This window comes from Frateuria defendens (assembly GCF_001182895.1).
Taxonomy (GTDB): Bacteria; Pseudomonadota; Gammaproteobacteria; order Xanthomonadales; family Rhodanobacteraceae; genus Frateuria_B; species Frateuria_B defendens.
Genome location: NZ_LFQR01000130.1, coordinates 21,611 through 28,427 on the forward strand (window position 1 = coordinate 21,611; position 6,817 = coordinate 28,427).

At 72.6% G+C, this 6,817-nt stretch carries 7 protein-coding genes; all 7 read left to right on the top strand.

Annotation, left to right across the window (positions count from 1 at the left end; all coding sequences use genetic code 11):
- Positions 1-19 precede the first annotated feature (19 nt).
- Positions 20-946, top strand: coding sequence for a 2-hydroxyacid dehydrogenase (locus tag ACH65_RS15330; RefSeq protein ID WP_049623488.1), 927 nt, complete (start codon positions 20-22; stop codon positions 944-946).
- 291 nt (positions 947-1,237) lie between these two features.
- Positions 1,238-2,635 carry an aspartate aminotransferase family protein gene (locus ACH65_RS15335; protein WP_049623489.1) on the top strand — a complete coding sequence of 466 codons (1,398 nt, stop codon included), beginning with the start codon at positions 1,238-1,240 and terminating at the stop codon, positions 2,633-2,635.
- 154 nt (positions 2,636-2,789) lie between these two features.
- Positions 2,790-3,284, top strand: a complete 495-nt coding sequence (locus tag ACH65_RS15340) for an Lrp/AsnC family transcriptional regulator (protein WP_049623490.1) — start codon at positions 2,790-2,792, stop codon at positions 3,282-3,284.
- Positions 3,285-3,292: 8 nt separating this feature from the next.
- Positions 3,293-3,655 (top strand): (2Fe-2S)-binding protein, encoded by a 363-nt coding sequence (locus ACH65_RS15345; protein ID WP_049623491.1) that lies wholly within the window; start codon positions 3,293-3,295, stop codon positions 3,653-3,655.
- Positions 3,652-5,049 (top strand): FAD/NAD(P)-dependent oxidoreductase, encoded by a 1,398-nt coding sequence (locus ACH65_RS15350; RefSeq protein ID WP_049623492.1) that lies wholly within the window; start codon positions 3,652-3,654, stop codon positions 5,047-5,049. Before ACH65_RS15345 ends, ACH65_RS15350 begins: the two co-directional genes overlap by 4 nt.
- Positions 5,046-6,182: an NAD(P)/FAD-dependent oxidoreductase gene (locus tag ACH65_RS15355; RefSeq protein WP_049623493.1), complete on the top strand. Its 1,137-nt coding sequence runs from the start codon at positions 5,046-5,048 to the stop codon at positions 6,180-6,182. The genes ACH65_RS15350 and ACH65_RS15355 overlap by 4 nt, the downstream gene beginning before the upstream one ends.
- Positions 6,183-6,314: 132 nt before the next feature.
- Positions 6,315-6,817, top strand: a 503-nt coding sequence (locus tag ACH65_RS15360; RefSeq protein WP_049623494.1) for a hypothetical protein, incomplete at its 3' end; no start/stop codon positions are given.

Below are 6,817 nucleotides of genomic sequence, written 5' to 3' on the forward strand. Positions count from 1 at the left end.
GACTCAAGGAGCGCAGGCGATGACGCTGCTGTACAAGTCCGACCCCGAGCGCGGTCAGGTGTGGGCGCGCGTCTTCGCCGAGCGCGCACCGGCGCTGCCGTTCCGCCAGTGGCCCGACGTCGGCGACCCGCTGGCGGTGCGCTACCTGGTGGCCTGGCAGCCGCCGGAAGACCTCGCCGCGCGGTTCCCGAACCTGGAGATCCTCTTCAGCGTCGGCGCCGGCGTGGACCAGTTCGATTTCGCCGCGCTGCCGCCGCGGCTGCCGGTCGTGCGCATGATCGAGCCGGGCATCCGCGAGGGCATGGTGGAGTACGTCACCGCCAGCGTGCTGGCGCTGCACCGCGACTTCCCGCACTACCGCCGCCAACAGCAGCGCGGCGAGTGGCGGGCGCTGCCGGTGCGCGCCGCGGCCGAGCGGCGCATCGGCGTGCTGGGCCTGGGCGAACTGGGGCAGGCGGTGCTGGCGCGCCTCGCCACCTTCGGCTTCGACTGCGCCGGCTGGAGCCGCAGCGCACGCGCCCTGCCCGGCATCGCCACCTACGCGGGCGGCGATGCACTCGGCGCCTTCCTCGCGCGCAGCGACATCCTCGTCTGCCTGCTGCCGCTCACCGACGCCACCCGCGGCCTGCTCGACGCGCGCCTCTTCGACGCCCTGCCCCACGGCGCCGCGCTGGTGCACGCGGGCCGCGGCCCGCAGCTGGTGGCACACGACCTGCTCGCCGCGCTGGACGGCGGCCGGCTCGCCGAGGCGGTGCTGGACGTGACCGACCCCGAGCCGCTGCCGCCCGACCACCCGTTCTGGCGGCATCCGCGCATCCAGCTCACCCCGCACATCGCCAGCGCCACCCGCCCGGAGACGGCGGCCCTCGCCGTGCTGGACAACCTGCGCCGCCATCGCCAAGGCGAGCCGCTGCTGGGCCTGGTGGATCGCCAGCGCGGCTACTGAGCCCGCCTGCGCCTGTAGGCGCGCCTTGCACGCGACCGCGGCGCTGCGGTGTCACCGCTGCGGGCTTGTCGCGCGCGCGGCGCGCTTCTACACATCGGCGCTCGCACAGCGAATCGCAGGCACCGGCAGCGCGCCGCATATTCTGCTGCCGCCCCGGCGACAACCGCACAGCGATGCGCACGAGGCCGCCAATGCAGCAGCACGCGCTTGGCGCCCCCGCCTAAGCTGGCATCGACCCCGAGCACGGCAGAGGCTGCCGCGCCGTTTCGCCTTCCCTGGGAGATGCCCCCGATGCTGTCGCCTGACACGCCCGTGCCGTCGTCGCTGCGCGCGCTGGACCGAGACCACCTGATCCACCCCGTCGCCTCCTGGCGCGGCCACGAGGCGCGCGGCGCCACCGTGCTCGAATCGGGCCAGGGCTGCTGGCTCACGGACGCGGACGGCCACACCCTGCTCGATGCCTTCGCGGGCCTGTGGTGCGTCAACGTGGGCTACGGCCGCGAGAGCGTGGTGCAGGCGGCGATGGCGCAGATGCGCAAGCTGCCCTACGCCACCGGCTACTTCCACTACGCCAGCGAGCCGGCCATCCGCCTCGCCGCCAAGCTGGCGGAGCTGGCGCCCGCCACGCTCAACCGCGCCTACCTCACCCTGGGCGGCTCGGAGGCGGTGGACGCGGCGGTACGCTTCATCGTGCAGTACTACAACGTCACCGGCCGCCCGCAGAAGAAGCACTTCATCGCGCTGGAGCGCGGCTACCACGGCTCCTCCAGCACCGGCGCCGGGCTCACCGCGCTGCCCGCCTTCCACCGCGGCTTCGACCTGCCGCTGCCGCAGCAGCACCACATCCCCTCGCCCAACCCCTACCGCAGCCCCGCCGGCAGCGATGCGCAGGCGGTGATCGACGCCTCCGTGGCCGCGCTGCGCGCCAAGGTAGCGGAACTGGGCGCCGACCACGTGGCGGCGTTCTTCTGCGAGCCGGTGCAGGGTTCGGGCGGCGTGATCGTGCCGCCGCGCGGCTGGCTGAAGGCGATGCAGGACGCCGCGCGCGAACTGGACATCCTGTTCGTGGTGGACGAGGTGATCACCGGCTTCGGCCGCACCGGCCCGATGTTCGCCTGCGAGGCCGAGGGCGTCACGCCCGACCTGATGACGGTGGCCAAGGGCCTCACCTCCGGCTACGTGCCGATGGGCGCCACCCTGGTCAGCGACCGCGTGTACGCCGGCATCGCCGACGGCGCGCCGGCCGGCGCGGTGATCGGCCACGGCGCCACCTATTCGGCGCACCCGGTGGCCGCCGCCGCCGCGCTGGAAGTGATCCGCCTGTACGAGGAGGAAGGCATCCTCGCCAACGGCCAGCGCGTGGCGCCGCACTTCGCCGCCGCGCTCGACGGCCTGCGCGACCATCCGCTGGTGGGCGACACGCGCCACCGCGGCCTGCTCGGCGCGGTGGAGCTGGTCAGCGACAAGGCCGGCAAGCGCGGCTTCGACCCGGCGCTGAAGCTGCCCGACCGCCTGGCCGCCATCGGCTACCGCCGCGGCCTGGTCTTCCGTGCCTTCGCCGACCACATCCTCGGCTTCGCGCCGGCGCTGTGCATCGACGAGGATCAATGCGCCCTGCTGGGCGAGCGCCTGAAGGCCACCCTGGACGAGTTGCTCGAGGCCCCCGATGTGCGCGCCGCGCTGGCTTGAACCGGTCTATAGTGCGGCGCAGGCGAACGCGCGCGGTGTCCGGGAGCGCCGCACGCGCCCGCCGGGGATCGTTGCAGGCGCGGTGGAACCGAAGGACTCCGGCAGCCCTTCGCAGCATCTTTGAGTTCCGGCACTGACACCAGCGAGGTCGCCCTTGGCCGCATCCATCAAACTCGATCGCATCGACCTGCGCATCCTCGGGCAGCTGCAGAAGAACGGGCGCATCACCAACGTCGACCTGGCCTCCGCGGTCAACCTCTCGCCCAGCCCCTGCCTGATCCGGGTCAAGCGCCTGGAGCAGGCCGGCTACATCACCGGCTACGCGGCCGAGCTCGACCTCGCCAAGCTCGGCGACACGCTCACCGTGTTCACCGAGATCACCCTCGCCAACCACCTGCGCCAGGACTTCGCCCGCTTCGAGAATGCCATCGCCAAGGTCGACGAGATCATCGAATGCCACCTGGTCAGCGGCGGCTACGACTACCTGCTCAAGTTCGTCACCCGCGGCGTCAACCACTACCAGGCGCTGATGGAAGAGCTGGCCGAGCGCAGCATCGGCATCGAGAAGTACTTCAGCTACATCGTCCTCAAGTCGCCCTTCATCAAGCACCACTACCCGATCGAACGCCTGTTCCCGCCGGAAACCTGATCCACGCCATGCCTGCCGACTCCCCCACCGCGCGCTTCGTGCGCCTGGCCGAAACCGGCCGTCCCAAACTCGCCCTGCGCATCGACGGCCGGCCGGCCGAGGCGCTGGAGGGCGACACCCTGCTGGTGGCCCTGCTCAGCCACGGCCGCCGCGTGCGCGACTCCGAATTCGGCGACGGCGCGCGCGCCGGCTTCTGCCTGATGGGCGCCTGCCAGGACTGCTGGGTGTGGCGCGAGAACGGCGAGCGCCTGCGCGCCTGCTCCACCGTCGTGGAGGCCGGCATGGCCGTGCTCACCCGCCCGCCCGCCGATTACTGGCCGATGACGCCGGATCTCGCCGCGCACCTTTCGCGCGCCGGAGGCGAGTCGTGAGTGCGCCGTCGGCACCGCGCGTGGTGGTGGTGGGTGCCGGCCCCGCCGGCGTGCGCGCCGCGCAGGCGCTGGTGGAGGCCGGCCTGCGCCCGGTGGTGATCGACGAGGGCCGCCGCGACGGCGGCCAGATCTACCGCCGCCAGCCCGAAGGCTTCACCCGCGGCTACGCCAAGCTCTACGGCAGCGAGGCGCCCAAGGCCGAGGCCCTGCACCGCGACTTCGACGCGCTGCGCGGCAAAGTGGACTACCGCAGCGAAACCCTGGCCTGGAACCTCACCCCCGGCGAGTTGCACACCGTGCGCGCGGGCGAGCCGCAGGTGCTGCCGTTCGACGCGCTGCTCGTGTGTTCGGGCGCCACCGACCGCCTGGCGCCGGTGAACGGCTGGCACCGCGCCGGCTGCTACAGCCTGGGCGCCGCGCAGATCGCGCTGAAGGCGCAGGCCTGCGCCATCGGTTCGAAGGTGGTGTTCCTGGGCAGCGGCCCGCTGCTGTACCTGGTGGCCGCGCAGTACGTGCAAGCCGGCGCGCAGGTGGCGGCGGTGCTCGACACCGCGCCGGCGCGCCCCCCGCTCGCCGCGCTGGCCGGCCTGCTGGCGCGGCCGCGGCTGGCGCTGCGCGGCCTGCAATTGATCCGGCAGCTGCGCCGTGCCGGCGTCGCGCTGCGCAAGGGCGTGCGGCCGCTGGAGATCCTCGGCAGCGACGAACACGGCGTCGCCGGCGTCAGCGTGTTCGACGCCCACGGCGATGTGCAGCGCTTCGACTGCGATGCGGTGGGCCTGGGCTGGCACCTGCGCGCGGAGACGCAACTGGCCGACCTCGCGCGCTGCGAGTTCGCCTTCGAGCCGACGAGCCGGCAATGGCTGCCGCGCCTCGACGAGGACGGCCGCAGCAGCACGCCGGGCGTGTACCTGGCCGGCGACGGCGCGCGCATCCTGGGCGCCGACGGCGCCGAGGCCGCCGGTCGGCTGGCCGCGCTGGCCGCGCTCAGCGACCTGGGCCACGCCCCGGGCCGGGCGCTGTACCAGTCGCAGCACGCCGACCTGCGCCGCACCCTCGCCACCATGGACCGCTTCCGCCGCGGCCTCGCGCTCGCCTTCCCCTGGCCCCAGGCGCAGTTCGCCGGGCTGCCCGACCAGGCGGTGGTGTGCCGCTGCGAAGCGGTCACCGCCGGCGAGCTGCGCCGCTGCGTGGACCAGACCGGCAGCCGCGAGGTGAACCGCGCCAAGGCTTTCAGCCGCGTGGGCATGGGCCGCTGCCAGGGCCGCTACTGCGGCCATGCCGCGGCCGAGATCATCGCCCACGCCTGCAGGCTGCCGGTGGAAGACGTCGGCCGCCTGCGCGCGCAGGCGCCGGTGAAACCGCTGCCGATGGACACGCGCGAGGTGCTCTCATGAGCGCGCCGACCCGCAGCGACGTGCTGATCGTGGGCGGCGGCCTGATGGGCACCACCACCGCCTTCTTCCTGCGCCGCTATTACGGCCTCTCGGTGACCCTGCTCGAACGCGAGCTGGTCGGCCGCCAGGCCAGCGGCACCAACTTCGGCAACGTGCGCCGGCAAGGCCGCGACCTGGACCAGCTGCCGCTCGCCAACCGCGCGCGCGCGGTGTGGGGGCGCATCAAGGAGCTGCTGGGCGAGGACCTGGAGTTCGTGCCCTACGGTCACCTGCGCGTGTGCTACACCGAGGCGCAGGCCGCGGTGCTGGAGCAGCACGCCCAGGCGGTGAAACCGCTGGGCCTGGATCTCGAACTGTTCACCGCCGAGGGGCTGCGCCGCCGCTGGGGCATCTTCAGCGACGGCGTGGTAGCCGGCTCGCTCTCGCCGGTGGACGGCCACGCCAACCCGCGCCTGGCCGGCCCCGCCTTCGCCCGCGCCGCCGAGCGCGAGGGCGCGCGCATCGTCGAGCACGCCGAGGTGCTGCACATCGAGCAGGAGGGCGGCGACTTCCTCGCCTACGCCGCCGACGGCAAGGTCTACCGCGCGCCGCAGCTGCTCATCGCCACCGGCGCGTGGTCCAAGCGGCTGGCCGAGAGCTTCGGCGAGCCGGTGCCGCTGGAGGCGCGCGCGCCCACCATGGGCGTGACCGAGCCGCTGCCCTACGCGGTCGGGCCGTCCATCGGCCTGTCCTCGCCGATCGAGACGGAGGGCTTGTACTTCCGCCAGATCGACCGCGGCAACATCGTGTTCGGCGGCGGCCTCAAGAGCATCGCCGACCCGGTCAACATCCGCGCCTACGTGAAGCCCGACAACACCCTGCGCCAGCTGCGCGAGCTGCGCCGCTTCGTGCCGGGCTTCGCCCACGCGCAGCTGATCCGCGTGTGGAGCGGCATCGAGGGCTACACCGCCGACTGGAAGCCGGTGATGGGCCCGAGCGCCAGGGTGAGCGGCCTGCACTACGCCTTCGGCTTCAACGGCGAGGGCTTCGCCATCAGCCCCGGCGTGGGCGAGGTGATGGCCGAGCTGCTCGCCACCGGGCGGACCTCCACCCCCATCGAGCCGTTCTCCATCGGCCGCTTCGCCGGCGCCTGACCCGATCCCTGCCATGGCAGTTTGAGAAAGCTGTCATGGTTTCGCGGATTTCAGCGACCGGCCGCGTGGCGGGCGCGACATCGGCGACCTTAAGATGGCTCGAGGACGCAGGGCACGTCATAAGGAGCGCACATGGTTTCCTGGCAACCCTCGCCGGCGCTGGCCGGCCCGCTCTACGGCAAGGAGCCGTGGCCGCTGCGGTTTCATACCCACGGTTTCGGCGCACGCTGCTACAACACCTTGGCATGCAGCCTCATCTACAACCGGCACCAGTTCGGCACCCGGACGATCGGCTACGACGGCCAGTATCAGGACCGCCCATCCGGTCCTCCACCGCCGCCCGAATGGAAGGACAACTGGTCCGGCCATCACAGCATCCTGCCGGCGACAGGCGAGACGTTTCCCGGGCCGGTCGAGATCGACTGGGTTTCCCTGGACGGCGCCTCCCACCACCTCAGCCTCGATCTCGACGGGCTGTTCCGTGACCGTCTGATCCTCCACAAGGTCCTCCGGGAAGAGGTCAAGGCGACTTGGCTGGCCACGTGTTCCGTCGCCCCCGTGAGTCCCGACATCCTGATCGAAGTCGACGACCGTACCGTCAATGTGTACATGCGCGCCACGGTGGCGACCGAGGC